This window comes from Thioclava sp. NS-SX20 (assembly GCF_057380695.1).
The window spans coordinates 391,858-417,915 of sequence record NZ_CM170816.1 but is presented as its reverse complement, the minus strand read 5'-3'; the positions used below and the strand labels follow the sequence as shown (position 1 = coordinate 417,915).

At 62.1% G+C, this 26,058-nt stretch carries 27 protein-coding genes and 1 tRNA gene; 8 read left to right on the top strand and 20 right to left on the bottom strand.

Annotated features, from left to right (window positions below; genetic code table 11):
• Positions 1-13: 13 nt before the first annotated feature.
• The 16 genes from AC2ISB_RS02005 to AC2ISB_RS01930 form a co-directional block, all read right to left on the bottom strand.
• Positions 14-193, bottom strand: coding sequence for a DNA gyrase inhibitor YacG (locus AC2ISB_RS02005; RefSeq protein WP_486575827.1), 180 nt, complete (start codon positions 191-193; stop codon positions 14-16).
• Entirely contained in the window at positions 190-1,233 is a 1,044-nt protein-coding gene (locus AC2ISB_RS02000) for a ribonuclease E/G (RefSeq protein WP_486575825.1), read from the bottom strand. The genes AC2ISB_RS02005 and AC2ISB_RS02000 overlap by 4 nt, the downstream gene beginning before the upstream one ends.
• A complete protein-coding gene (locus tag AC2ISB_RS01995; protein WP_486575823.1) occupies positions 1,230-1,805 on the bottom strand; it encodes a Maf family protein in 576 nt (191 codons plus the stop codon). Before AC2ISB_RS01995 ends, AC2ISB_RS02000 begins: the two co-directional genes overlap by 4 nt.
• A gap of 4 nt (positions 1,806-1,809) precedes the next feature.
• On the bottom strand, positions 1,810-2,028 hold the full coding sequence (infA, locus tag AC2ISB_RS01990; RefSeq protein WP_036636451.1) for a translation initiation factor IF-1: 219 nt from the start codon (positions 2,026-2,028) through the stop codon (positions 1,810-1,812).
• Positions 2,029-2,115: 87 nt separating this feature from the next.
• Positions 2,116-3,027, bottom strand: a complete 912-nt coding sequence (locus tag AC2ISB_RS01985) for a carbon-nitrogen hydrolase family protein (protein ID WP_486575820.1) — start codon at positions 3,025-3,027, stop codon at positions 2,116-2,118.
• Positions 3,024-3,605 carry a GNAT family N-acetyltransferase gene (locus AC2ISB_RS01980; protein ID WP_486575818.1) on the bottom strand — a complete coding sequence of 194 codons (582 nt, stop codon included), beginning with the start codon at positions 3,603-3,605 and terminating at the stop codon, positions 3,024-3,026. The genes AC2ISB_RS01985 and AC2ISB_RS01980 overlap by 4 nt, the downstream gene beginning before the upstream one ends.
• On the bottom strand, positions 3,605-4,012 hold the full coding sequence (locus tag AC2ISB_RS01975; protein ID WP_339109180.1) for a ketosteroid isomerase-related protein: 408 nt from the start codon (positions 4,010-4,012) through the stop codon (positions 3,605-3,607). The genes AC2ISB_RS01980 and AC2ISB_RS01975 overlap by 1 nt, the downstream gene beginning before the upstream one ends.
• Before the next feature lie 21 nt (positions 4,013-4,033).
• The gene (locus AC2ISB_RS01970; RefSeq protein WP_339109179.1) at positions 4,034-4,492 is read right to left on the bottom strand and encodes an arsenate-mycothiol transferase ArsC; all 459 of its coding nucleotides are present in this window, start codon (positions 4,490-4,492) and stop codon (positions 4,034-4,036) included.
• Positions 4,492-4,971: a UPF0262 family protein gene (locus AC2ISB_RS01965; RefSeq protein WP_339109178.1), complete on the bottom strand. Its 480-nt coding sequence runs from the start codon at positions 4,969-4,971 to the stop codon at positions 4,492-4,494. The genes AC2ISB_RS01970 and AC2ISB_RS01965 overlap by 1 nt, the downstream gene beginning before the upstream one ends.
• 111 nt (positions 4,972-5,082) lie before the next feature.
• The gene (hisD, locus tag AC2ISB_RS01960; protein WP_486575815.1) at positions 5,083-6,384 is read right to left on the bottom strand and encodes a histidinol dehydrogenase; all 1,302 of its coding nucleotides are present in this window, start codon (positions 6,382-6,384) and stop codon (positions 5,083-5,085) included.
• 84 nt (positions 6,385-6,468) lie between these two features.
• Positions 6,469-7,719: an organoarsenical effux MFS transporter ArsJ gene (gene arsJ / locus AC2ISB_RS01955; RefSeq protein ID WP_486575813.1), complete on the bottom strand. Its 1,251-nt coding sequence runs from the start codon at positions 7,717-7,719 to the stop codon at positions 6,469-6,471.
• A complete protein-coding gene (locus AC2ISB_RS01950) occupies positions 7,716-8,714 on the bottom strand; it encodes an ArsJ-associated glyceraldehyde-3-phosphate dehydrogenase (RefSeq protein ID WP_406720351.1) in 999 nt (332 codons plus the stop codon). The genes arsJ and AC2ISB_RS01950 overlap by 4 nt, the downstream gene beginning before the upstream one ends.
• 1 nt (position 8,715) lies before the next feature.
• Entirely contained in the window at positions 8,716-9,534 is an 819-nt protein-coding gene (locus AC2ISB_RS01945) for an arsenate reductase/protein-tyrosine-phosphatase family protein (RefSeq protein ID WP_406720350.1), read from the bottom strand.
• Between the two features lie 239 nt (positions 9,535-9,773).
• Positions 9,774-10,259 (bottom strand): DUF2948 family protein, encoded by a 486-nt coding sequence (locus tag AC2ISB_RS01940; protein ID WP_486575811.1) that lies wholly within the window; start codon positions 10,257-10,259, stop codon positions 9,774-9,776.
• Between the two features lie 126 nt (positions 10,260-10,385).
• Positions 10,386-11,654: a UDP-N-acetylglucosamine 1-carboxyvinyltransferase gene (gene murA / locus AC2ISB_RS01935; RefSeq protein ID WP_486575809.1), complete on the bottom strand. Its 1,269-nt coding sequence runs from the start codon at positions 11,652-11,654 to the stop codon at positions 10,386-10,388.
• On the bottom strand, positions 11,654-11,860 hold the full coding sequence (locus AC2ISB_RS01930; RefSeq protein ID WP_339109171.1) for a hypothetical protein: 207 nt from the start codon (positions 11,858-11,860) through the stop codon (positions 11,654-11,656). The genes murA and AC2ISB_RS01930 overlap by 1 nt, the downstream gene beginning before the upstream one ends.
• A gap of 134 nt (positions 11,861-11,994) precedes the next feature.
• On the opposite strand from AC2ISB_RS01930, the gene AC2ISB_RS01925 reads away from it, so the two are divergent.
• Positions 11,995-12,069, top strand: a tRNA-Thr gene (locus AC2ISB_RS01925).
• 194 nt (positions 12,070-12,263) lie between these two features.
• Here the strand turns inward: AC2ISB_RS01925 and AC2ISB_RS01920 are convergent.
• Positions 12,264-12,521, bottom strand: coding sequence for a hypothetical protein (locus tag AC2ISB_RS01920; protein WP_486575807.1), 258 nt, complete (start codon positions 12,519-12,521; stop codon positions 12,264-12,266).
• A gap of 399 nt (positions 12,522-12,920) precedes the next feature.
• On the opposite strand from AC2ISB_RS01920, the gene AC2ISB_RS01915 reads away from it, so the two are divergent.
• The 7 genes from AC2ISB_RS01915 (at position 12,921) to AC2ISB_RS01885 (ending at position 22,905) form a co-directional block, all read left to right on the top strand.
• Positions 12,921-14,288 carry a CmpA/NrtA family ABC transporter substrate-binding protein gene (locus AC2ISB_RS01915; protein WP_486575805.1) on the top strand — a complete coding sequence of 456 codons (1,368 nt, stop codon included), beginning with the start codon at positions 12,921-12,923 and terminating at the stop codon, positions 14,286-14,288.
• Between the two features lie 83 nt (positions 14,289-14,371).
• Complete coding sequence (locus tag AC2ISB_RS01910; protein ID WP_339109161.1) at positions 14,372-15,463, top strand: ABC transporter permease; 1,092 nt, start codon at positions 14,372-14,374, stop codon at positions 15,461-15,463.
• A gap of 5 nt (positions 15,464-15,468) precedes the next feature.
• A complete protein-coding gene (locus AC2ISB_RS01905; protein WP_486575803.1) occupies positions 15,469-17,142 on the top strand; it encodes an ABC transporter ATP-binding protein in 1,674 nt (557 codons plus the stop codon).
• A gap of 5 nt (positions 17,143-17,147) precedes the next feature.
• A complete protein-coding gene (locus tag AC2ISB_RS01900) occupies positions 17,148-18,386 on the top strand; it encodes an NAD(P)/FAD-dependent oxidoreductase (protein ID WP_486575801.1) in 1,239 nt (412 codons plus the stop codon).
• Positions 18,387-18,411: 25 nt separating this feature from the next.
• Positions 18,412-21,057, top strand: coding sequence for a molybdopterin-dependent oxidoreductase (locus AC2ISB_RS01895; protein ID WP_486575799.1), 2,646 nt, complete (start codon positions 18,412-18,414; stop codon positions 21,055-21,057).
• A 100-nt stretch (positions 21,058-21,157) separates the two neighbouring features.
• Positions 21,158-21,742, top strand: coding sequence for an ANTAR domain-containing response regulator (locus AC2ISB_RS01890; protein ID WP_339109157.1), 585 nt, complete (start codon positions 21,158-21,160; stop codon positions 21,740-21,742).
• Positions 21,739-22,905 carry an ABC transporter substrate-binding protein gene (locus tag AC2ISB_RS01885; protein ID WP_486575797.1) on the top strand — a complete coding sequence of 389 codons (1,167 nt, stop codon included), beginning with the start codon at positions 21,739-21,741 and terminating at the stop codon, positions 22,903-22,905. Before AC2ISB_RS01890 ends, AC2ISB_RS01885 begins: the two co-directional genes overlap by 4 nt.
• 52 nt (positions 22,906-22,957) lie before the next feature.
• Here AC2ISB_RS01885 and cynS read toward each other — a convergent pair whose 3' ends face one another.
• The 3 genes from cynS to AC2ISB_RS01870 form a co-directional block, all read right to left on the bottom strand.
• Complete coding sequence (cynS, locus tag AC2ISB_RS01880; RefSeq protein ID WP_406720341.1) at positions 22,958-23,422, bottom strand: cyanase; 465 nt, start codon at positions 23,420-23,422, stop codon at positions 22,958-22,960.
• Positions 23,423-23,444: 22 nt separating this feature from the next.
• The gene (locus AC2ISB_RS01875; RefSeq protein WP_486575795.1) at positions 23,445-25,115 is read right to left on the bottom strand and encodes a bifunctional protein-serine/threonine kinase/phosphatase; all 1,671 of its coding nucleotides are present in this window, start codon (positions 25,113-25,115) and stop codon (positions 23,445-23,447) included.
• Between the two features lie 65 nt (positions 25,116-25,180).
• Positions 25,181-26,032 carry a formate/nitrite transporter family protein gene (locus AC2ISB_RS01870; RefSeq protein ID WP_486575793.1) on the bottom strand — a complete coding sequence of 284 codons (852 nt, stop codon included), beginning with the start codon at positions 26,030-26,032 and terminating at the stop codon, positions 25,181-25,183.
• Positions 26,033-26,058 lie beyond the last annotated feature (26 nt).

The window sequence follows — 26,058 nt, the reverse complement described above, 5'->3', positions numbered from 1 at the left end:
CAGTATTTTCAGATCAGTGAGGTTTCTGATCGGGGGCCCATTCCTCCGGTGCGCGCTCTTCTTCCTCGGCAATATCGCCCGGAATCACATAGGACCCGTTAAGCCACTTCGCCAGATCCACATCGGCGCATCGTCTGGAGCAGAACGGCTGGTATTTGGCATCGGCTTTCTTGCCGCAGACGGGGCAGCTCATACTGCCCCCTTCCCGACCAGCGCCTCCAGCGAGACGCGATCGCGTTTGCGTTGCAGCTCGTAATTGCCCAAGGGCGTCCAGCCCGCAAGCGATGCCTCGGCCTCGCCCTTGAAGGCGGTCTTCATCTGCTGCTCCAGTGGCTGGCGGTCACGTTTGGGCATCGGCGCGAAATCGACAACGATCTGCCCACCCAAGCCCCGCAGACGCAGCTGACGCGGCAGCTCGCGCGCGGCGGCGATATTGGCCTTCAGGCTGGCCGCAGGCGAGGTGTCATTGCCGGTATTCACATCCACGGCGATCAGCGCGCGCGTCGGCTCGATCATCATATGCGCGCCCCCCGGCAACTCGACCCGCGCGCGCAAAAGCGCGTCGAGCTGCTCGAGCACCCCGTGCTCCTCGAAGGAGCCCTCGATCACCTCTTCGGGTTCCGGCTCGGCCCAGTCGCGCCATGCCTCCTCATGCGGGTCCGGCACATCAACCAGCAGCTCCGGCTCGCCCGAGAGATCCGCCATCACCGCCTCGGCCAGCTCGCGCATGGCGTTGATATCCTCGGCCAGCTCGCCCTCCTCGGCCAACGGCGCGGCAGAGCGCAGGATCAACCCCATATCCGAGCCGTCCATCACCACATCCGCCAGCGACTTCAGACCATCGCGGGTGTCCTCGTCGCGGATACGGCGCGAGATATTGATGCCGGGCGCACCGGGCGTCACGATGCAGTAGCGCGATTTGAACAGCACCCGCAGCGAGACCGGAACGGCCTTGCCCGCCTCGGTGCCGCCAGTGACCATGCAGATCACAGTCTGACCGGGCGCAAGGCCCTTGACCTCGCGCAGGAAGCCGCGCTGGCCTTCGGGCAGGTCCACGAAAACCCCGCCCTGCCCCTTCATCTGGCGGCCCACCTTGCCGCGCAGGATCGCACCCGGCGCAAGCGGCTGCACTTCGGAGGCATCAATCAGGAAATCTTCCAGTTGACCATCCACCATCAAAGCGGCGGCCTCGCGTTCTTTGTAGCTGCCCAGAACGATAGTACGCCCCTTCATACGGCCTCCTTGGCGGTCACGCCCGCCGATGTCAGTAGGGTTGCGGTCTCGGCGAGGGGAAGCCCCACGACGCCGGTGTAAGACCCTTGGATCCACGGAATGAAGGCCCCGCCCAAGCCTTGGATGGCATAGCCACCCGCCTTGCCCTGCCATTCGCCCGAGGCAAGATAGGCGTTCACATCCTCATTCGACAGCGGGCGGAATTTCACCACCGTATCGACCAGACGTTCACGGATACCAAAGGCCCCACGCACGGCCACAGCCGTCAGCACATGGTGACGACGGCCCGACAGCATAAAAAGGAATTCGGCGGCCTCGGCGGCATCTTCGGGTTTGCCCAAGATGCGGCGGCCACAGGTGACGGTGGTATCGGCACAAAGAATGACCTCATCGGCCGCAAGATCCAGCGCCATTGCTTTCTCGCGGGCCATCCGCGCGACATAATCGCGGGGGCCTTCATTCTTGCGGGGGGTCTCGTCGATATCGGGTGCCCGCACGGCGTCGGGCACCAGACCTAGCTGGTCCAGTAGCTCGCGTCGCCTCGGGCTCGCGGAGCCTAGGATCAGTTTCATGGGCTTACTTGAAGCGGTAGTTGATGCGACCTTTCGAAAGGTCGTAGGTGTTCATTTCGACTTGAACTTTGTCGCCGGCGAGAACGCGGATGCGGTTTTTGCGCATCTTCCCTGCCATATGTGCGATGATTTCATGGCCGTTCTCAAGCTCGACCCGAAACGTCGCATTTGGCAGGAGTTCCTTCACGACGCCGGGGAATTCGAGCATTTCTTCCTTGGCCATGGTCACTCCATAATTGCGTAAAGGCGCTTGAAACGCGCCATCGTGGCGCTTAAATGCGCCCGCCCGCTTTAAAATTCAAGCTTAATGTCAAGGCTGGGGAGCAGTTTCACGCACAATCGCGACCGTTTCGGCCTGATCGGCGCTTTCGGGCCAATGCTGAAACAGCAAAACCCCGCCATCATGGCGCGATTGCCGCACCTGATCCAGATCGACCTGCGCATGGACCCAGCCCGGAGAATCAAGCCCGCCTTCGGCCAGCACCCCCGTTTCCGGCCAGCCGGTATCGGGCGGGCCGAAGACCCCCGCAGCCCCGCGGTTCGTATCGACCGCAGGACACCAATCGACATCTCCCACGGTGGGCGATTGCACTGTGACACATTGGTTTTCCAGCGCCCGCGCCTGCGCCCCGATCCGCACCCGCGAGTAGCCCGCCACCGTATCGGTGCAGGACGGCACAAGAAGGATCTCGGCGCCCTTCTCGCACAGCGCCCGCGCCAGCAGCGGAAATTCGCTATCGTAGCAGATGGTGATGCCGATGCGCCCGAGGGCGGTGTCAAAGACCTGCAGCCCCTCGCCCGCGCCAATCTGCCAGTCCTCGCGTTCAAAGCGCGTCATCACCGCCTTGTCCTGATGGCCGATCAGACCGGCAGGCCCCACAAGGGTCGCGCGGTTGGTGCGGATATCGGCCCCTGTATGATTTTCGATTACCGGCCCCGAGGGCACAAGGATATGCACGCGATGCCGGAAGGCCAGATCGATAAACAGCGTCTCCATTTCAGGGCGATAACGCGCCACAACCTGCAGTGCGGCCTCCAAGTCGCGCGCAGCCTCGGCCCCGCCCAGTGACGCCAGCTCCATCGCGCCATATTCGGGAAAGACCAGAAGCTGGGCCTCCTCGGCCACGGCTGCTTCGACCCATTGCGTCACTTTGGCCTCATAGGCATCCCAACTGTCATGCCAGTCCAGCGGATAGGCAGCGGTAGCGATATGGAGTGTCATAGGGCACGCCCCCAGAATTGCAGATATTTCACCGTTTCAGCCGTCTCGCCCAGATCCGTCCAGCGGAAATCGGCGATCACCCCCTCCAGCGGCTGATAGCCCCGTTTATGCCAGAACTGATCCAGCGGGCGATAGGCCGCGGGCTTCAAAGGATGGTGACCCTCGCGGATTACCGCGCAGAAGACGCTGTGGCTGCGCCCGAGCGCCCGTGCATGTGTTTCACGGGCCTCAAAGAAGGCATGGCCCAAACCCTGCCCGCGATAGTCCGGCAGAAGAACCGATTCCGCACAATAGAACACATCCCCCAGCGCCAGACCGGTGCGGCCAAAGGGGGCCGCGAAATCTGAGGCATGGTCTTCCAGCGGCGTGCCGGTGGCCGCCCCCACAAGCCGCGCGCCGTCAAAAGCGCCAACCACGACCGCGCCATCGGAGGAACGGTAGCGTTCCAGATAGCGCCGCTCGTACTCCAGCGAGCCGTCATAGATATAGGGCCAGTCGCGGAACACGCGGATGCGCAGCGCCGCCACATCGTCCAAGGCGGCATCCAGCGCCGCCCCCGTAAGCACACGCACCTCCATCAGGAGACCTGCTTGATCCAGTCCGAGAGGTTGTAATAGGTGGTCACCCGCGCGATCTTGCCATCCTTGAGGTCAAAGAAGGTGCCCGCAGGCAGGCGGTAGTTCTGGCCCTTGGCGTCGGGCAGGCCTTCATCCGTCTTCAGATAGGTGCCGTTGACGATAAATTCCGCCGCAGCCCGCGTGCCCGCCTCATTGGCCATCACGCAGAGATCAGTCAGCGTCTCGCGGTAGCACTGCGTCATATGGGCATTGAATTCGCGGAAGGCCTCGGCCCCACGGCGGATATTGCCCTCATTCACATGATGTTCGAAATCATCCGCCAGAAGCGCCTCCATCGCAGCGGTATCTCCGGCGTTGAAAGCATCGTAATAGGTCTTCAGGGTCTCAAGAGCCTCAAGGCGTGACATGGTTCCATCCTGCTGGTTTTGTTATTCATTATGGGTGGGTGGCCCGAAGCGCGACACCATCCGGTCGCGGATCTGGTCGCGGGTCTGGCGATAGGCGGCCAGCTTGGCCTCGCGCCCCTCGCCGATGCCCGTGGGGTCCATGATCGGCCAATATTCGATATCCAGATGATAGAAGCGGGTCAGCTCCAGCGCCTGACGCTGGCTGGCGGGTGACAAGGCGACGATCAGATCGAAGGTCGAGATATCATCGCCCCATTCCTGCATATCCTCGAAGCTGCGCACGCGGTGGCGTTCCAGATCCACGCCCACCTCATGCATGACGGCAATCGTGAACCCGTCGATATCCAGTTCCGATTTGACGCCTGCCGATTGCACATACACGCCAGGGCCATAGAAGCGCTTCATCATCCCCTCGGCCATCGGAGAGCGCGTGGCATTGTAGTCACAACAAAACAGCACCGATTGCGGCAAGCCTGACATTATTTCACCGGCGATAGGACACAAACAAGGGTGAACAGCCGCCGGGCGGTATCAAGATCCAGCTCGGCCTTGCCTTCCAGACGTTCCTCAAGGATCCGCGCGCCCTCGTTATGGATGCCGCGCCGCGCCATATCGATCGCCTCGATCTGGCTGGGCGGCATGGTTTTCACAGCCTCGAAATAGCTTTCGCAGATCTGGAAGTAATCCTTGATCACCTGCCGGAAGGGGCCGAAAGACAGGTGGAACTCGGCCAGCGGATCATCGCTCTCGCTGCGGGTATCAAAGACCAGCCGCCCGTCGCGCACCGACAGCAGCAGGTTGAACGGCCCTTCCGGCGCGGCCAGATCGCCTTTCCCCGGCAGGGTGAAGCTATTGTCTTCCAGAAGGTCGAAAATGGCCACACGACGTTCCTGCTCGATCTCCGCGCTCGGCGCGGGCAGACCGGAATCATCGACTTCCAACTTGGCAATATGGGCCATTACTCTTCTCTCCCTGTGGCCGACGACACGGCTTTAGGAAAGGCTAGACCGAGTAATGGCCACGCGCAACCGCGTCCCGCGACAGAGGCGGGCGCGATTGCGACGATCAGGTTATTTATTCAGCGCATCCAGACGCGCGCGGACCGAAAGACCATGCGCTTCAAGGCTTTCGGATTTCGCCAGCACCTCGGCCCCCGGCCCGATCTGACGCAGCGCCTCGGGCGTCATCATCGACAGCGTGGTGCGTTTAACGAAATCGAACACCGACAGCCCCGAAGAGAAACGCGCCGAACGTGCCGTCGGCAGAACATGGTTCGGCCCGCCGATGTAATCGCCAATCGCCTCGGGCGTCCAGGCACCCATGAAGATCGCGCCCGCATGGGTGATCTCTTGCGCCAGAGCCTCGGGGTCAGCCACGCAAAGCTCAAGGTGCTCGGGCGCCACGCGGTTCGACAGCTCTGCCGCCTCGGCCAGATCGCGGGTGAGGATCACCGCGCCAAAGTCACGCCAGCTTGCCCCCGCGATTTCGCGGCGTTCCAGCGTCTCAAGGCGTTTTTCCACGGCCTCGACGACCTTATTGGCAAAGCCCTCATCAGGGGTGATCAGGATCGATTGCGCCGAGGCGTCATGTTCGGCCTGAGACAGCAGGTCCAAAGCGATCCAGTCGGCGTCATTCTGCCCATCGGCAATCACCAGAATTTCGGACGGCCCCGCGATCATATCGATGCCCACCTTGCCAAAGACCCGACGCTTGGCCGCCGCCACAAAGGCATTGCCCGGACCGGTGATCTTATCCACAGGGCGGATGGTCTCCGTGCCATAGGCCAGTGCCGCCACCGCCTGCGCACCACCGATACGGTAGATCTCGTCCACACCGGCAATCCGGGCTGCCAGCAGAACAAGCGGGTTCACCTTGCCGTCGGGCGTGGGGCAGACCACCACCAGACGACCGACACCGGCCACTTTGGCAGGGATCGCATTCATCAACACCGAGGACGGGTAGCTCGCCAGACCGCCCGGAACATAAAGCCCCGCCGCCGAAACAGGCGTGAAGCGCCAGCCCAGTTTCGCGCCGCTTTCCTCTTCCCACATCGCGTTGGGCGGCATCTGGCGGGCGTGATAGATGCGGATACGCTCGGCGGCCAGTTCCAGCGCCTCGCGTTCTGCCTGTGGCACGCGGGCGATCTCGGCCTCTATCTCGGCGTCCGAGAAGCGCATGGTCTCGGGCGTCAGCTCCAGCCGGTCGAATTTCGCAGTCAGCTCCAGCACGGCGACATCGCCCCGCGCCCGCACATCCGCGATGATCTGGCCGACGGCCGCATCCACATCGGGGCTATCCTCGCGCTTCATGCCCAAAAGCGCGGTGAAACGGGTCTCGAAATCGGCAGCAAGCGTGGTCAGGAAATGCGGCATGGGAGTCTCCTTGAGGTCGCCACGGAAATAGTCCAGCAGGCAGGCATGGGCAAGCATTACTGCGTAGACCCTACTGTTCGGACACTACTGCGCGGATAGGCGCCCCGCCATAAGCGCCGACAGCCCCACCATCACCGTGGCCACCCCCAGCATCAGGGGCAGCCCTCCCAGCTGATAGCTCAGCCCCGAGGCCAGCGTCCCCAGAAGGCGCCCGCCCGCATTGGCCATATAGTAAAACCCCACATCCATTGTGACGCGCTCGGATTTGGTGAAGGCGAGGATCAGATAGGAATGCAGCGAGGAATTCACCGCAAAGACCGCGCCAAAGACCAGCAGCCCGATGACCAGCGCCACGGTCAGCCCCTGCCCGCCCAAGCCCAGCGCGGCAATGGTCAGACCCGCGGGGATCACACAGAGCCCCCAAGCCCAAAGCTTCGCATCCGCCACCAGCGCCTCTGGGGCGCGGGTCTTGGCGCGCAGGATCTTTGGGGCAAAGCCCTGCACCAGCCCGTAAAGGATGATCCACCCCGCCATGAAGCTGCCGATCAGGAAGAAGGCCGCGCGGTCACCCGCCTCGGTGCCGTCCGACAGGATTGCGGTGAAATAGATCGGGATGCCCACCACAAACCACACATCCCGCGCACCAAACAGAAACACCCGCGCCGCCGACAGCCGGTTCACATTGGCCGACTTCGAGAAGACCTCGGAGAATTTCGCGCCCTTGCGCCCCTGCGGCAGTCCCTTCGGCATGGCGATCACGAGGGCCATCAGGATCACCGCCAGCACCAGCGCCATGGCAAGGATCGACCCCGTAAAGCCCACCAGCGCCAGAAGCCCCGCGCCCAGCAGAAAGCCAAAGCCCTTCACCGCGTTCTTCGACCCCGTCAGCACCGCAACCCAAGCAAACAGCCCGCCCTGTGCAGAAGGGGCCAAGAGCTTCACCGCCGATTTCGACGACATCTTCGCCAGATCCTTGGCCACGCCCGAGGCGCCCTGCACCGCCATCACATAGAAAACCGAGGCCGTCACCCCCCATGCAGGGTCCAGCCCCGCCAGCGCCAGAAGCGCCACCACCTGCAGCCCCAGCCCCGCATAAAGCGTAGAGGCCAGCCCGAAGCGCGCCGCAATCCAGCCCGCGCAAAGATTGGTGACCATGCCCGCCACCTCATAGAGGAGGAACAGATAGGCCAGCTGCACAGGCGAAAACCCGAGGCTGTGGAAATGCAACAGCACCAGCATCCTCAGCGCGCCATCGCTGAGCATAAATGCCCAATAGGCCGCCGTGACCGCGATATAGGCGGAAAGCCCCTCGGGCTTCTGCCCACCGGAGGTCACAGCGACTGCCCGACCATCAAAGCCACATCCACCAGACGATGGGCATAGCCATATTCGTTATCATACCACGCATAGATCTTTACCTGCGTGCCATTGATGACCATCGTCGAGGGCGCATCAATGATCGACGAACGCACATCATTGACGTAATCGGCCGACACCAGAGGCCGCGTTTCATAGCCCAGAATGCCCTTCAACACCCCTTCCGAGGCCGCCTTGAACAAGGCGTTGACCTCTTCGGCAGAGGTCGCGCGTTCGACCTCGAAGACGCAATCTGTCAGTGACCCGTTCAGCAGGGGCACCCGCACCGCATGACCGTTCAGACGGCCCTTCAGCTCGGGGTAGATCAGCGTGATCGCCGTGGCCGAGCCGGTTGTCGTGGGGATCAGCGAATTCAGCGCCGAGCGCGCGCGCCGCAGGTCCTTGGCGGGGCGGTCCACGAGGGTCTGGGTGTTGGTGACATTATGCAGCGTGGTGATCGAGCCATGTTTGATGCCCAGCCCCTCATGGATCACCTTCACCACCGGAGCCAGACAGTTGGTCGTGCAGCTGGCTGCCGTCACGATGTGATGGCGGGCGGGGTCATAGCTGTCGTTATTCACGCCATAAACGATATTCGCCGTCGGCCCGTCCTTCACCGGCGCCGAAACCACCACCTTCTTCACTCCCGCTGCGAAATAGGGCGCCAGATCGGCCTCGGTCTTGAATTTGCCGGTGCAGTCGATCACCACATCCACACCCTCCAGCGGCAGATCGGCCAGCGCAGGGGTGCCCACGAAAGGCAGGCGCACCCCGTCGATGCTGACCGATGTCGCATCATGCGCAAACAGCGAATCCCAGCGCCCGTGCACGCTATCGAATTCCAGCAGGTGGGCGTGAAGCTCGGGCGTACCAATCGCGTCATTGATCCATGCAATCTCGGCCCCCGCATCCAGAAGCGGGCGCAGCGCCAGCTTTCCCATCCGGCCCAGACCATTCAGCGCATAGCGTACCATTCTAATGTCCCTCCCTTCGGGCAATATCGTCCACGGCGCGCTGCACGGCGAGGCGATCCAGACTTTCGAGAGGCAGCGCGATAAACGCCTCGATCCGGCGGCGCAAAGCTCCGTAAGCCTCGCGGAAGGCCAAGGCCGCCTCGGCGGGGCTGCGTGCCTGCGCGGCCCGCGCCACCGGATCAGGCACGCCCCAATGGCCGCTGACAGGCCGTCCGGGCAAGGCCGGGCAATCCTCGTTGGCGGCCAGATCACAGACCGTAAACACAAAATCGAAAGGCGGCTCATCGGCCAAGGAGCCGAGATCCTTGGAAAACAGCCCGCCCACATCATGGCATTGCTGCTGCAACAGCGTCACCGTCTGCGGGTTGATCGTACTTCCGGGATGGGTGCCCGCAGAATGCACCTCGAAACGATCTGCCCCCAGCTCGCGCAACAGGGCTTCGGCAAAGATCGAGCGCGCGGAATTGCCGGTGCAGACAAACAGCACCCGATACCGGCGCGCAGGCTTGCGGGGGGCCAAAGACAGACAGTCCGACACCCGCCCGCGACAGCAGTCATCCAGCAGAAATCCGAAAGTGGTCTGCACGACCTCCATCTCGATGCGGTAAAGAAGCGACGTCCCCACCCGCTCTTTCGCCAAAAGCCCCGTCTGCATCAGCGCGGCAAGATAGGCCGAAAGCGTGCTGGGCCGCAGCCCGAGGATCTGCCCGATCTCGCCTGCGGGCAACTGATCGGGATAGCGGCGCGTCAGAAGCCGGAACACCGCAAGCCGCTGCGGGTGGCCCAAAACGGCCAGAATTTCTGCAATCTCTTTTTCCATATTTCGTGGATATGCGAAATATGGACCTGCAACCAGTGAAACTTTTGTAACGACGCAGGAAGACGGCCCGGACGCTCCTACTGTGGCGGGAAAGGATCTTTGATCGTCCTCCAGAAGAGCCGCGCAATGGTCAAGGCCAGCGCGAGCGCGATATAATGCCGTTCACGCAGTCAGATGCCGCCCGTCAGATGCACAGCCAACGTGACATCCCCCGCAGATCCCCGACCGCCGAACAGCCCTTACATGCTATCGTCACGGTGCTGCGGCACCTTCCCCGAGACAGCCTTGTAAGGCTTGGTCACATCGCGCAAATCCACGGCCAATGCCTCGACAGAAACCGCAATCGCGCCATCCCCTGCCAAGGTCAGCACCAGCTCGCCCGCGCCATCCTCCGCAGGGGTCCAGACCAGATCGAGGATCGAGAGCACCAGATCTTTCTCGGCCCGGTCCACCCCTTGCGAACGCACGGCCAGCACTTCGGACACCACCAGAAGCGATTGCACCCGCTCATAGGCGCGCCCTTCGGCTTCGGCGGCGGCACGATCTTCCCAGCGGAAACGATTGACCAGCAGCGCCAGTTGGCGACGGGCGCGATCATAGCGGATCTCGGTCACCGGCAAGACACAATCCTGCACCAGCGCGGAAATCACCGGCAGGTCTTCAGCCGTCTCCGCCCGCAAAGCCAAGGCGCGTTCCGCCCCGTCCTCGAATCTTGCATCCGCCATAGTCGCCTCCGTCCATTGATCTGCTGCCGCAAAGATAGACGGGCAGGTCTGCCCATCCAGAAAGTCTGTCCAGAAAGTCCGGCCAAAAAGTCCGGCCAGAAGGTCTATCCCCTTCCGGATCGGTGCCTATTCGGACACGCGCTCGATATCGGCACCGACGGCCTTCAGCTTGCGCACCAGACGTTCATAGCCACGGTCAAGGTGATAGACACGGTTGACGATGGTCTCGCCCTCGGCGGCAAGACCCGCCAAAATCAGCGACACCGAGGCCCGCAGGTCGGTCGCCATCACCGGCGCCCCCTTCAGCTTCTTGACGCCATGCACGGTGGCATGCCCGCCATGCACCTCGATATTGGCCCCCATCCGCACCAGTTCGGGCGCATGCATGAAGCGGTTCTCGAAGATCTTCTCTTCCAGAACCGAAGTCCCTTCGGCGGTACACAAAAGTGCCATCATCTGCGCCTGCAGGTCGGTCGGGAAGCCCGGATAGGGTTCGGTGACCACATCCACCGCATTCACCACATCCCCGCGACGCTTGACCTTGATCCCGTCTCTGGTCTCTTCGACATGAATGCCCGCCGCATTGAGCTTCTCGCAGAAGGATTCGACCAGCGCGATCTTGCCGCCCAGACATTCAACCTCGCCGCCACAGATCGCAGGGGCCAGCATATAGGTGCCCAGCTCGATCCGGTCGGCCACAACGGGATGGGTCGCGCCATGCAGACGGTCCACACCCTGAATTTCGATGGTCGACGTGCCATCGCCCGAAATCTGCGCGCCCATCGCCCGCAGGCAATCCGCCAGATCGACGATCTCGGGTTCGCGCGCGGCATTCTTCAACACCGAGGTGCCTTTGGCCAGCGCCGCCGCCATCAGGAAGTTCTCGGTGGCCCCCACAGAGGCAAAGCGCATCTCGTGCACCGCCCCTTTCAGGCGGCCACCGGCAACCTTGGCATGCAGATAGCCTTCCTTCAGCTCGATCTCGGCGCCCAAAGCGGTGAGCGCATCAATATGGATATCCATCGGGCGCGCGCCGATCGCACAGCCACCGGGCAGCGAGACGACCGCATGGCCCAGACGCGCCAGCAGCGGCCCCAGCACGAGGTTCGAGGCCCGCATCTTGCGCACGATGTCATAATCGGCGACCGGATTGATCTCGCCATGACAGGCCGAGGCCAGCACCTTGCCCTCCTGCAACTGGGTGACCTCGGCCCCGAGGCTGGCCAGAAGATCGGTCATGGTGCGGATGTCAGACAGACGCGGCGCATTGGTCAGCGTCAGCGGTTCCTCCGACAGAAGCGTGGCCGGCATCAGCGCCAGACAGGCGTTTTTCGCGCCCGCGATTGGGATCTGCCCCGAAAGCGGCCCGTTGCCGCGCACGATAATGCGGTCCATCAGCTGTCCTTTTCGTTCTGCTCGTGTGGCGGCGTGCCGTGAGAGGCTGCACCATCCCTATCTGTTTCTATCTGCTCGGCCTTACGACCGCGTGCCTGCGCCTTACGGCGGGAAAGATTCGCACGCAAGGCCGCGCGCAAACGATCTTCTCGCGCCGATTTGGGGTCTTTCGACCCGTTCTTGGGGTTCTTCGGATCCTGTGCCATGCGCCTTCTGTAGCGTCAGGAGAAAAATCTGTCGAGAGATGTCATTTTTTCTCTTGCACCCGTCGGCGACCTCCTCTAAATCCCCGCTCACGGTCGAAGGGCGGCACTGAAAAGCACCGCCACCGACACAGGATGCTGCCGTAGCTCAGGGGTAGAGCACTCCCTTGGTAAGGGAGAGGTCGAGAGTTCAAATCTCTCCGGCAGCACCACTTAAATCACCGAAAATATATAACAACCTCTCGCTCAAGCTAGGTTCCTTATGTTTAAGATGGATCTTGAGGCCAGACGTTAGCACGCGACGCTTTCGGCAAAGCGCCTGCCTGTCCGGCAATAAAAAGGGCGCGCGGGAATTCAGCGGCTGCGTTTATCCGCCGCCATACCGGCCGGGGTACCCGCAGCCGCGTTAGCCATCGCAGGCGCAACCTACGCCTTTATGACACTGCTTGCTGCGGCTGATGCAGCTATTTCCACAGGCTTTCCCCTTATGGCAGGTCTTGCAGCAGCCCGCATAGACTGCCGCCCTCGGGCCGTCGAGCGCGTGCAGGCGCTCCAGAAAGCTTTGCGCCGGAGAGGAAAGCGCGGGAACCGCCGCCTCCTGCGCCCGACCCGCACCGGACAGGGCTGCCATCACCCCGATCGCCATCACAAAAATCTTCAACAAAACCACAAACCCATCAGTCAGACGCTCAATAGCGGCCCCTTACTGATCTCTCTTGCCGCGAAAGAGAAGCTTGCCCTACGCATTTTATCCACTTTCTCCGGTGGATCGCTTCGCATTTCGCCGCTTTTTTACACATGGGCCCACCCCACACGCTCAAAATGCTCTCGCAAGACGGGTAACGCAGCATTTTGCAGCGCGAAACTGAAAGAAATCCCACGAATCGCCGGTTTTCTGGCAAGAAGGTCTTGTCGCTTGGCAACGGTGCCGCGACACGGAATTTCTCCCCGATGATCGGGGAATGAGCAAAGCCGCTCGATGTATTGGACCTAACAGGGCCCGATCATCGGCGGCTTTTTTGTTTTTCGACTTTGCTGCATGGCAGCCCGCAAAGGACGTGACATGAAGAAACTTCTCCTTGGCCTCGCAGCCAGCACGCTTCTGGCCAGCCCGACCTTCGCCGAGATGCTGGATCTCGAGAAGGACCAGCTGACCTTCGGCTTCATCAAGCTGACCGATATGGCGCCGCTGGCCGTGGCCTATGAAAAAGGCTATTTCGACGATGAGGGCCTGTTTGTGACCCTTGAGGCGCAGGCCAACTGGAAAGTGCTGCTGGATGGCGTGATCTCGGGCACGCTGGATGGCGCGCATATGCTGGCAGGCCAGCCGCTGGCGGCGACCATCGGCTATGGCACCAAAGCGCATATCGTCACCCCCTTCTCGATGGACCTCAATGGCAACGGCATCACCGTTTCGAACGAGGCCTGGGAAGAGATGAAGGCCAATCTGGAAACCGATGCGGATGGCAAGATCAAGCACCCGATCTCGGCCGAAGCGCTGAAGCCGGTGGTCGACCGCTTAAAATCCGAAGGTAAGCCCTTCAATATGGGCATGGTTTTCCCCGTCTCGACCCATAACTACGAGCTGCGCTACTGGCTGGCGGCGGGTGGTCTGAACCCCGGTTACTATTCGCCCGAAGATGTGAAGGGCCAGATTGATGCGGATGTCTTCCTGTCGGTGACCCCTCCGCCGCAAATGCCCGCAACCCTCGAGGCAGGCACCATCATGGGCTATTGCGTGGGCGAGCCGTGGAACCAGCAGGCCGTGTTCAAAGGCATCGGCGTGCCGGTGGTGACCGATTACGAGATCTGGAAGAACAACCCCGAGAAAGTCTTCGGCCTGACCGCAGACTTCATCGACCAGAACCCCAATACCACGCTGGCCATCACCAAAGCGCTGATCCGCGCCGCCATCTGGCTGGATGAGAACGACAACGCCAACCGTCCCGAGGCGGTGGAGATCCTGTCGCGCCCCGAATATGTCGGCGCCGATGCGGAAGTGATCGCCAATTCGATGACCGGCACCTTCGAGTATGAAAAAGGCGACAAGCGCGACGTGCCGGATTTCAACACCTTCTTCCGTCACAACGCGACCTACCCCTTCTATTCGGATGCGGTGTGGTATCTGACGCAGATGCGCCGCTGGGGCCAGATCCCCGAAGCCAAGCCCGACAGCTGGTATGACGAAGTGGCGAAATCGGTCTATAAGCCCGAGATCTACCTCAAAGCCGCGCGGATGCTGGTCGAGGAAGGCAAGGCGAACGAGGCCGACTTCCCGTGGGATAGCGATGGCTACAAAGCCCCGACCCCCGCAGCCGATGTGATCGACGGGATCGGCTATGACGGCAAACACCCCAACGCCTATATCGACAGCCTGCCCATCGGCCTGAAAGACGCGCAGACCGTCGAAGGCGCGGAAGTCAAAGGCTAAGCGCACCGTCCGGCGGCCCGCCCGCCGGACCTCCCCCCATTCCTCCGGCATCCAGACGCCATATCGCCCCAAAGGATCCGATCATGACCGCCATCGACCCGCAATCGCTTGAGACAAATGATAGCAAGGCCCGCGAAGAACGCCGCGCCCGCGCGTTCACCCGCATCAACCGTGCCGATGGCTGGTTCAAAGTGCTGGGTCTGGCATGGATCACCCCGATCCTGAAGATCATGGCGGGCGACAATCCCCGCACCCAAGGGCGCGAAATCTGGAAGCTTCTGGGTGTGCCGGTTCTGGCCATCGTGGCCTTCCTTGTGGCGTGGGGCACGCTTGCGCCCAAGGTGCAGACCTCGCTTGGCGCGATCCCCGGCCCCGTCGCCGTCTGGGATGAGGCCGTATCGCTGAATAACGATGCCCTCGCCAAGGCGGCCAAAGAGCACCAGCACAACGAGCGCGTTGCCGCCCGCAACGAGAAGCTGATCGCCGCCGGCAAGGCCGATCAAGTCAAGGATATCCCCTATACCGGCGCGCCGTCCTATTATGACCAGATCTGGACCTCGATCAAAACCGTCTTCTTCGGCTTCCTGATCGGGTCGGTCATCGCCATTCCGCTTGGCATCTTTGCGGGCCTCTCGCCCTATGCCAATGCCGCGATCAACCCGCTGGTGCAGATCTTCAAACCCGTCTCGCCGCTGGCATGGCTGCCGATTGTGACCATGGTTGTCTCGGCGCTTTATGCCACCAATGACGGGCTGTTTGCCAAATCCTTCCTTGTGTCGGCCATCACCGTGACACTGTGTTCGCTCTGGCCCACCCTCATCAACACCGCGCTTGGTGTGGCCTCGATCGACAAAGACCTGATCTCGGTTTCCAAGGTGCTGAAAATGAACACCTATACCAAGATCACCAAACTGGTTCTGCCCTCGGCCCTGCCGCTGATCTTCACCGGCCTGCGTCTGTCGCTTGGTGTGGGCTGGATGGTGCTGATCGCCGCCGAGATGCTGGCCCAGAACCCCGGTCTTGGCAAATTCGTCTGGGACGAGTTCCAGAACGGCTCCTCGCAATCGCTGGCGCGCATCATCGTGGCCGTGCTGACCATCGGCATCATCGGCTTCCTGCTTGACCGTGTGATGTTCGCCCTGCAGTCGCTCTTCACCTTCTCGAACAACCGGTGATCTCTATGGGTATCATTGACTTCAAGAACGTCTCGAAAAGCCACGGCGATGGCACCAATGCCACCCATGTCCTGCGCAACATCAACCTCGAGGTAGAAGAGGGCGAGTTCCTCGTGCTCTTGGGCTTCTCCGGCACCGGCAAGACGACGCTGATCAACCTGATGGCGGGGCTGGATACGCCCTCGCGCGGCGAGGTCACCTTCCGCGGCCAGAAGATCCAAGGCCCCGGCCCAGAGCGTGGCGTGATCTTCCAGAACTACTCGCTGATGCCGTGGCTGACGGTGGATGGCAATGTGATGCTGGCGGTGGATGCGGTTTTCCCCCAGCTGTCGAAGGCCGAGAAACAGGCCAAGGTGGATCACTTCATCAAGATGGTGGGGCTTGCCCATGCCAAGACCCGCCGCCCTGCGGAGCTGTCGGGCGGGATGCGCCAGCGGGTGAATGTGGCCCGTGCGCTGGCGATGAACCCCGAGGTGCTGCTGCTGGACGAGCCGCTTTCGGCGCTGGATGCGCTGACCCGCGCCAATCTGGCCGATGAGATCGAAGCGATCTGGGATGCCGACAAGAAGACCTGCGTGCTGATCACCAATGACGTGGATGAGGCGATCCTGCTGGCTGACCGTATCATCGCGCTCAACCCCGATGGCACCTTGGGTCAGGAATTCCGCGTGGCGATCCCCCGCCCGCGTGACCGCTCGGCCATGAACCATGACGCGGGCTTCCATGCCCTGCGCGGTGAGGTGACGAAATACCTGATGGATGCGGGCATCGAGGCCGCCGCCGAAGGGTCGCGTACGCTGCCCAATGTCACGCCGCTTCATGCCCTGCCCAAAGCCTATGAGGAAGCGGGCCGCAGCCTGAATGACGAGAAATACCTGCAATTCTCGCAGCTTCACAAAATCTACCCCACGCCGAAAGGCCCGCTGACCGTTGTGGAAGACTTCAACCTTGATGTGCAGAAGGGCGAGTTCATCAGCCTGATCGGCCATTCGGGTTGCGGCAAATCCACCGTGCTGACGATGTGCGCGGGTCTGAACGGCATCTCGAAAGGGGCGATCAAGCTGGATGGTATCCACGTCGAGGGCGCCGACCCCGAGCGTGCCGTGGTGTTCCAGTCACCCAACCTCTTCCCGTGGCTGACCGCCAAGGAAAACGTGGCGATTGGAGTCGACAAGGTCTACCCCAATGCCAGCCGCGCCGAGCGTCAGGATGTGGTGGAATATTACCTTGAGCGCGTGGGCCTTGCCGATGCGATGGATAAATCCGCCTCCGACATGTCGAACGGCATGAAGCAGCGTGTGGGGATTGCCCGCGCCTTCGCTCTGTCGCCGAAACTTCTGCTGCTGGATGAACCCTTTGGCATGCTTGACAGCCTCACCCGCTGGGAGCTGCAAGAGGTTCTTATGGAGGTCTGGTCGCGCACCAAGGTCACCGCGATCTGCGTGACCCATGATGTGGACGAGGCGATCCTTCTGGCCGACCGTGTGGTGATGATGACCAATGGCCCGCAGGCAACCATCGGCAAGATCACCGATGTGAAACTGCCGCGCCCGCGCACCCGTAAGGCGCTGCTCGACCACCCCGATTACTATAACTACCGTCAGGAAGTGCTCGATTTCCTTGAGGAATACGAGCATGGCGCAAAACCCAAGCGCGCCGCAAAGATCGCGGCGGAGTAAAGGCCATGAAGACGCGTCTGGTCATCATCGGTGCGGGAATGGCCTCGGGGCGGATGCTGGAGCATCTGGTGAAAACCGCCCCCGATGCCTTCGAGATCACCCTGTTCAACGCGGAAAACCGCGGGAACTACAATCGGCTGATGCTGTCGCCCGTTCTGGCGGGCGAGAAAACCTACGAAGAGATCGTGACCCATGATGCCGAATGGTACGCCCGTCACGGCATCACAACCCGCTTTGGCGAGCGTGTCACCATGATTGACCGCGCGTCGAAGACTGTCATAGGCGAGCATGGCCCAGTGCCCTATGACAGGCTGGTGATCGCGACGGGGTCCAACCCCTTCGTGATCCCCATGCCCGGCCATGATCTGCCCGGCGTTATTTCGTGGCGCGACTGGGATGATACGCAGGTGATGATCGGCCAGCAGCAAGGCACCCGCGCTGTGGTGCTGGGCGGCGGCGTCTTGGGTCTTGAGGCCGCGGCTGGCATGGCCGCACGCGGTATGGATGTGACCGTGGTCCATCTGGAGAGCCACCTGATGAACCGCCAGCTTGACGCTGAGGCAGGCGCGATGCTGGCGCGCACCTTGGAAGCGCGCGGGCTGAAGATCCGTTGCAGCACGGCGTCAGACGCGATTGTCGCGGGCCCCGATGGCCATGTGGCGGGGCTGCGTTTGAAAGATGGCTCGACCCTGCCCTGCGACCTGCTGGTGATGGCGGTGGGCATCCGCCCCTCGACCACGCTGGCGCAAGCGGCGGGGCTTGCGGTCGGGCGCGGCATCACGGTGGACGACCACCTGCGCACCTCCGATCCGTCGATCTTCGCGCTTGGCGAATGTGTCGAGCTGAACGGGGCGCTGTTCGGGCTGGTTGCGCCCCTTTACGATCAGGCCGAGGTGCTGGCCGCCAATCTGACCGGAGCGGACCAGAGCTATATCCCGAAAGAGACCTCGACCAAGCTGAAGGTCACCGGCTGCGATCTGTTCTCGGCGGGCTGTTTTGCCGAAGGGCCGGACCGCGAGGAAATCCTGCTGAGCGCGCCGGAAGATGGCATCTACAAGCGCCTTGTCATCGCAGACCAGAAGCTGGTGGGCGCGGTGATCTATGGCGACACCCAACACGGCGGTTTCTATTACGGGCTGATCCGTGATGGCGCCGATATTTCCGATCTGCGCGAGGCGCTGATTTTCGGGCCTGCCTCGGCCAATGCCGCAGCCCAGCCAAGCCGGTGCTCTCTCGCCGGTTAAGCCCCCTTGGAGAAGGATCAAGGTCATGAAAGACACCAATCTGGCCCTGAATGACGCCCCTTGGACCCGCTCGACCTGCGCCTATTGTGGCGTGGGCTGCGGGGTGCTTTTGCGCAATACCGCCCATGGGCTAGAGGTGAAGGGCGACCCTGATCACCCCGCCAATAAGGGGCGGCTGTGTTCCAAGGGCTCCGCCTTGGGTGAAACCGTGGGGCTTGAGGGCCGCCTGCTTGCGCCCGAGATCCATGGCCGCCCTGCCGATTGGGATCAGGCGCTGGATCTGGTGGCGCAGCGGTTCAAAGAGACCATTGCCGAACATGGGCCGGATTCAGTGGCCTTCTATGTCTCGGGGCAGCTTTTGACCGAGGATTATTACCTCGTCAACAAGCTGGCGAAGGGCTTTATCGGCACCGCCAATATCGACACGAATTCAAGGCTTTGCATGGCCTCGACCGTCGCAGGGCATAAACGGGCCTTCGGTACCGATACCGTGCCCGGCACCTATGAGGACTTGGAAGAGGCCGATCTCATCGTGCTGACGGGGTCGAACCTCGCATGGTGCCATCCGGTGCTCTACCAGCGCATCATGGCCGCCAAAGCCGCACGCCCCGAGATGAAGATCATCGTGATCGACCCGCGCCGCACGGCAAGCTGCGATCAGGCGGAGCTGCATCTCGCGCTGAAACCCGGCACGGATGTGGCGCTGTTCAACTCGCTTCTGGCCGAGATCGCGCGGCGCAATGCCGTGGACCCTGCCTTTGCGCATAATATTGCGGGGCTGGAAGAGGCCTTCGGCAATGCCGAGATGGATGATCCTGCTGTCACCGGCCTCAGTTCGGAAGATATCGCGCACTTCCATGATCTGTGGATCGGCACGCAGAAGGTGGTCACCATCTTCAGCCAAGGCGTGAACCAATCGTCTTCGGGCGCCGATAAGGTGAATGCGATCCTCAACTGCCATCTGGCGACGGGGCGCATCGGCCTGCCCGGCTGTGGGCCGTTTTCCGTCACCGGTCAGCCCAATGCCATGGGCGGGCGCGAGGTAGGGGGGCTCGCCAATATGCTTGCCTGCCATCTGGATCTGGAGAATGCCGACCACCGCTCTGCCGTGCGCAGCTTCTGGGATGCGCCCGAGATGCCCGTGGCACCGGGTCTGAAGGCTGTGGATATGTTCCGCGCCATCGGCGAGGGCAAGATCAAGGCGGTCTGGATCATCCACACCAATCCGGTCGTCTCAATGCCCGATGCCGACCGCGTGGCCGAGGCGCTGAAGGGCTGTGACTTTGTGGTGGTGTCGGATGTGACCCGCGCCACCGATACCGCGCGTCTGGCGCATGTGCTGCTGCCCGCCGCTGGCTGGGGCGAGAAAAACGGCACGGTCACCAATTCCGACCGTACGATCTCGCGGCAGCGCCCTGCCCTGCCGATCCCCGGAGAGGCGCGCGAAGACTGGCGCCAGATTGCCGAGGTAGGCCGCCACATGGGCTGGCCCCGCGCCTTTGATTACGAACATCCCGCCGAGATCTTCCGCGAATATGCCGCTCTGTCGCATGTGGCCGCCCGCTTTGGCCGCGATTTCGATATTTCCGGCTTCGAGAGCCTGTCGCTGAGTGATTATGACGCGCTGGTCCCCACCCGCTGGCCGGTCAATGAAACCCGTCAGGGCGGTCGTTTCTTTGCCGATGGCAAGTTCTTCACCCCCGATGGCCGCGCCCGAGCGTTGGCGGTGACCTATCGCCCGCCGGTGGCGAAAACCGAGAAACGCTATCCCCTGCGGCTGAACACGGGCCGTATCCGCGACCAGTGGCATACGATGACGCGCACCGGCAAAACCGCGCGGCTCTCGGCGCATCTGGGCGAGCCCTTCGTCGAGATCCACCCCGAGGATGCGGCAGCCAAGGGTATCAAAGCCGCCGATCTGGTGCGGCTGACCTCGCCCACAGGCCAAGGCATCTTCCGTGCGCTGATCACCGAGGCCACTCGTAAGGGCGATGTCTTTGCGCCGATCCATTGGACGGGCGAGACCGCGCCCTCGGCCCGTGTGGATGCGCTGGTGGCTCCGGTCGTTGACCCCGTCTCGGGCCAGCCCGAAAGCAAGGCCGCCGTTGTGCGGGCGGATCGTTTCGAAGCCGATTGGTACGGGTTTGCCATTTCGGCCAAACCGATGCAGGCCGATTGCGACTATCAGGCCTATGCGCCGACGCAGGCGGGTTTCCGCGCCGAACTGGCCGGATCGCGCCGCCCTGCGGATTGGGAGGCATGGGCCCGTGCACTCTTTGACCTGCCCGACGGCCCCGTGCAGATCCTGCGCGACGAGGCGCGCGGCATGATCCGTATGGCTTTCCACCACGATGGCAAGCTGCAGGCGGCGCTGTTTGTCTCGCGCGAGCCGGTGGCCGTGATGCGCGACTATCTGACCACCCTGCCCGGCCAAGCCGCCCCTCAGGCGCTTTCGGGACGCGCTCCCGAAGACCGCCCCGATCCGGGGCCGATCATCTGCGCCTGTTTCAACGTCGGCATGAACACCATCCTCAGTGCCATCACCTCGCAGAACCTGATGAGCGTCGATGCGATAGGGGCGGCGCTGCAGGCAGGCACCAACTGCGGGTCCTGCCGGTCCGAGTTGGCGGGGCTGCTGGCACGAACTGAGGTGCCAAAGCTGAAGGCCTGAACGACCAGATTTTCACCTCTTGGGCGGCCCGCCGAAAGTCGCATCACGCCCGAGACAGGCAGCGCTTGCGTGGCCCGCGAAACTGGCCCAGATTGCGGTTATGAAAGACGAACTCTCCATCCTGCTGGTCGAATCCGACCGTGATCGCGCGATGCAAATCGTGGATCTTCTGTCGCAAGACCAAAGCGTAAAAATTGCCGTTATCTCCGAATCTGCGGGGCTGGCGCGTCATATTGCCGAGCGCAATCCCGATGTGGTGCTGATCAATCTGGCCAGCCCCTCGCGCGATATTCTCGAAGACCTTGCGGCAACCTCCGGCCCGCTGGAACGTCCGGTGGCGATTTTCGTCGATAAATCCGATGACAGCCTGACACGGGCGGCGATCGAGGCGGGCGTTTCCGCCTATGTCGTGGACGGGCTGCAGGCCCATCGGGTGCGCCCCGTGCTGGATGCGGCGATCACGCGGTTCAATATGTTCAACCGTATGCGGCGCGAATTGGAAACCACCAAGCGCGCGCTGGAAGAGCGCAAGCTGATCGACCGCGCCAAGGGGATCCTGATGAAGGCCCGCGGCCTGTCCGAAGACGAGGCCTATGCCCTTCTGCGCAAGACGGCGATGGACCGGGGCCGCAAGGTCTCCGAGGTCGCCGAGGCTCTAGTGACGACGGCAGGGCTTTTGGCATGACTTTGACACTCAAGGCAGGTTTTCTACCGCTAACCGATGCCGCCCCGCTGATTGTTGCCCGCGAGATGGGCTTTGCCGCCGAGGAAGATCTGGAACTCGATCTGGTCAAACTGCCCTCTTGGTCGGTGATGCGCGATTACCTGATGCTGGGGATGATCGATGCGGCCCATCTTCTGTCGCCGGTGCCGGTCGCCAAGGCGCTGGGGCTGTCGGGCCCGGAGGGCCGGATCGATGCGATTGCGGCGATGAATACGGGCGGCAATGTGATCGGCGTCAGTTCCGCGATTGCCGAAGAGATGCGCGCCGCTGGGCACCGTTTCGATTTTGCCGATGCGCGGGCAGCGGGCGAGGCTCTGCTGGCGCTGGGGCGGCCTTTGCGGGTGGGCGTGCCCTTCCCCTTCTCGATGCATGCCGAGCTGCTGTATTACTGGCTTGAACGCTGCGGGCTAAGCGATCCGGCGATGCTGGCGGTCAATACGGTGCCGCCGCCGCTGATGGCCGATGCGTTGGCCGCGGGCGAGATTGACGCCTTCTGCGTGGGCGAGCCTTGGGGGTCGCTTTCGGTCGAAAATGGCGTAGGAACGCTTTTGCTGCCCACAAGCGCGATTAGGCGTTCGGCAATCGAAAAGGTGCTGGCGGTGCGCGGCGGCTGGGCCGATGACAATAGCGATCTGGCGGGGCGGCTGTTGCGGGCCCTTTGGCGGGCGGGCACTTGGCTGGACCGTCCACTCAAACGCGCCACCGCCGCCGAGATCATGTCCCGCCCCGAATATCTGGACCTGCCCGTCAATCTGATCGAGCGCGGTCTGAATGGTAGTTTCGTAATTTCTGAAATGGGTGAAGTCCGGCAAGACCCGCATTTCCTGACCTTTCAGGAAGGCGCTGTGGGCTTTCCGTGGCGGTCTCAGGCAGGCTGGATCGCCATGCGCATTGCCAAACGTCTGGGGCTGGAAGAGGCAAGCGCCATCAAGACCGGCAAAAGCTGCTTCCGCACCGATATCTACCGCAAGCATCTGCGTGACCTTGGTGCGGATCTTCCCGGAGCTTCAGAAAAGCTTGAAGGTGCGATCTCGCAGCCCACGGCGGTGCCTTCGGAACGCGGTCGCGTGATCCTGTCTCCCGATCACTTCTTTGACGGGCAAGTCTTTGATCCCGAAAGTTAAAAAAGGGTCCAGAGGATGCTCTGGACCCAGTCTGGGGTAATATCGGCGGAGCTTACCAGCAATTATATTGCAGGTATTTGCCCGACATCTCGACCTTCACACGGTCGCCTTTTTCATGCGGCACCTTCTCGACCTTCATGTCGAAATCGATGGCCGACATGATGCCATCACCGAATTTCTCGTGGATCAGCGCCTTGAGCGTCGGACCATAGACGCCAACGATCTCGTAAAAGCGGTAGATGCAGGGGTCGGTCGGTACGGTCTGATCCCAGATCTTGGTCGGGCTTTCGGTCAGCGCCTCCAGCGCCTCTTCGGGCAGATCCAAGAGGTCGATGATCGCGCGGGCCTTGGCTTCGGGGAAAGCATTCATTCCCATCGCTGCCGAATGGGTCCAGACGGGCGACATAGCGATCCCTTCGGCAATGCCTTCCCACGTCAGGGACTTGCGCTTTTTCGCCTGCAGGATCAGGGCGGTGGCGTCTTCTTTGGTCAGGCTTTCGGTCAGAAGGTCTTTCATGGTCGTTCTCCCTGATTGGCCGTCACGTGACAGCAAGATAAAGGCAAAGCACTGCCAGAACGGCACAGAGGCTTTGCCAGAGTAAAACCGGATTACGCTCGACCAGCGGGCGGTGGTGGCCTGATTGCCACTCCGGGCTGGGGCGTGTCATATCGGCCAGAAACTCCGACAGCGCATCATAGCGGCGGCTGGGATCGGGATGGCAGGCCCGTTTCAGTGCCTGATCCATCCAGTCGGGCACGCCGCTTAGGTCATCGCGGGCCGAGGCATAGCGAAGGGCTGCCTGATCCTTGCGCGAGCGGATGCGCGCCACCTTGGCGCCATAGGGCAGACGGCCCGTCAGCATCTCATAGGTGATCACCGCCAGCGCATATTGATCCGACCGCCAGCTGACCTGATCGCCCGACAGATATTCCGGCGCGGTATATTGGTAAGTCCCCGCCTGAGCGCCAAATCCACCCGCGGTCGTGCGTTCAACGCCCGTCACCGCAACCGAGCCAAGGTCGATGATCTTCACCGTACCCTGACGGTCGATCATGATATTTTCGGGGCGCAGGTCCTGATGGATCATATTGCGCCTATGCAGCGCACGCAGACCCTGAATGATCTGGCCCAATATGGCACGCACCTGCGGCAGTTCGGGCTGCGGATGATCGGTCATCCATTGACGCAGGCTCTGGCCCTCGATCCATTCCGACACGGCAAACAGATGCCTGCGCGGCCCCGCCTCGGGCACCCGCAGCACATGATCCGAGCGGACCCTGCGCGCGGCCCATTCCTCGGCCAGAAAGCCCGCGCGGAAGGTTGGATCCTCGGCCATCTCGGCAGAGGGGATCTTTAGCGCGACGCGCAGACCATCGGGGGCTTCGGCCATATAGATATGGCTTCGGGCGGTCGACTGGATCTGGCGGATGATGCGAAACCCGTCCAGCATCTCGCCCGCGCGCGGCAGCGCAGGAAGGATAAGATCCTGCGGCAAGGGCGCATCGGACGCGGGCAGCTGATCCAGCCGCAAGATCTGAACGCTAAGGTTATCGGCACTACCCGCCAGAAGCGCCTGATCCACCAGCATCTGCGCGGTCTCCTGTGGGTCGGGCAGCAGAAAGGCCATGCTCAGCGCCTCGGACGACAGATGCTCATGCAGACCATCGGTCGAAAGCATCAGGATATCGCCCTCTTCGAGGGGCAGGCTGCGATAGGTTATCTCGGGCTGGGGGCCGATCCCCAAAGCGGCATCCAGCGTGGTGCCCGTGCGGTGATCTTCAGTCAGCGCCTGCAAGTGCCCCCCGCGCCACAGGCTGATCCGGCTATCCCCGAGATGCAGGCAATGGGCGGTCTGATCCTTGACCACAAGCGCCGCCAAGGTCGCCACATGGCCCTTCTCGATATCGGTCAGCGCCTCATTCGCGGCCCAAAGCGCTGCATTGATCGCAGAGACCACCCCCATGGCAGAGGTCTTCACCGGCCATGAGGCAGGCGTGGCGTAGTAATCGTTGAGAAAGGAGGTCACCGCGAATTCCGCCGCCTCCGCTCCGAATTCCGAGGTGGAAATCCCGTCGGCCAGCACAAGGCTGATCCCATGGCCCGCGCTATCGGTCAGCATCGCCCCCGAGCGGTCCTGATTTTCGGGCTTTACCCCCGCAACCGACAGCTGACCAAGAGAGACCCGAAGGCTATTGCGCATTGGCTTCATGGAAATTTCCTTCGGGCTTCAATAATAAGGCCCCGCCAATGGCAGGGCCTTCCTCCGAGAGTGGATTACTCTGCGGCCACGCCGCTTGCGTCGTTATTGCGCGAGATCTGCGCGTTACGCTTGGGGGATTCCTTGAAGTGGGTCATGTAGATCATGCCGCCCACAAAGGTCAGACCGCCAACGAGGTTACCCAGAACAACGGGAATTTCGTTGAACAGCAGGTAGTCGGACCAAGTGAACTGGCCACCCAGCATGATGCCCGAGGGGAACAGGAACATGTTGACGATCGAGTGCTCGAAGCCGAGGTAGAAGAAGACGAGGATCGGCATCCACATTGCCATGATCTTACCCGAAACCGAGTTCGACATCATCGCCGCAACCACACCGGTCGAGACCATCCAGTTACACATCACAGCGCGGATGAAGACGGTCAGCATGCCCGAAGCACCTGCTGCGGCATAGCCCAGCGTGCGGGCCTCACCGATCTTACCAATCTTCTGGCCCACGGCATTGGGTTCGGTCGAGAAGCCCATGGTGAAGATGATCGCCATGAATACGGCCACGGTCATCGCGCCACCGAAGTTGCCCAGAGCCACCAGACCCCAGTTGCGGAACACACCGCCCCAGGTACAGCCCGGACGTTTGGCAACGACGGCCAGCGGCGCAAGGGTGAACACGCCGGTCAGCAAGTCAAAGCCCAGCAGGTAAAGCATACAAAAGCCCACGGGGAACAGCAGCGAAGCAACAAGGAAGTTGCCCGTCTGCACCGCGATGGTGACCGCAAAAGCCGCCGCAAGCGCCAGAATGGCCCCCGCCATATAGGCACGGATCAGCGTGTCTTTGGTGGACATGAAGATCTTGCCTTCACCGGCATCGACCATCTTGGCCGCGAATTCCTTTGGTTGGATATACGACATGAGTTTAGGTCCCTATTGGTTGATTT